The 542-nt window shown below is 78.0% G+C and carries 1 protein-coding gene; it reads right to left on the bottom strand.

Going from position 1 to position 542, the window contains the following annotated elements; all coding sequences use genetic code 11:
• Positions 1–92: 92 nt before the first annotated feature.
• A partial coding sequence (locus AC2W7J_RS18715) for a copper transporter (protein WP_485984311.1) occupies positions 93–542 on the bottom strand: 450 nt, incomplete at its 5' end.

The following is a 542-nucleotide window of genomic DNA, read 5'->3' as shown; positions in this document are numbered from 1 at the left end:
CGGGGACGCGCGGGTGAGCAGCCGGGCAGCGGCGAGGCCGGCGCCGGCGGTGGCGAGGGCCCTGGTGGTCACGACGCCTGCGGCTGTGCTGCTCACGGTGCCTGCGGCACGGGGGCATCAGCACCGGCACCGAGCCCGTAGTGGCCGGAGCGGCCGTCGAGTCGCTCGTCGAGGGCCAGGACGATCGCGGCGCGGCCCATCGGGATCTCGGGGTCGTCGACCGTGGAGAGCCCCTTCGCGAGGCTGCCCGGGGTGCGGGCGACCGTCACCGGCGAGGCATCGGCGGACCCCTGCTCCGCCTCCTGCGCGGCGAGCACGGCCCCCTCGGCGTGGGTGTCGACGACGTGGCTCAGGGCGACCCAGGTCGCGGCGGTGCGCTCGGCACCCCGGTCGACGGAGTCGGTGGCGGTGGCCGACGTCGCAGCGACGGGACCCCCGACGATGACGACGACATCAGCGGCGGCGGGCGCATCGCGCGGCCCGTCGACGAGCCCGGCGTCGCGCAGGCGCGTCCAGGCGGAGCCGCGCGGGGTCCGGTCGAC

Source organism: Janibacter sp. CFPM2_SD2 (assembly GCF_057364645.1).
The sequence above is the reverse complement of the archived record's forward strand: the minus strand, read 5'-3'. Positions and strand labels throughout refer to the sequence as shown.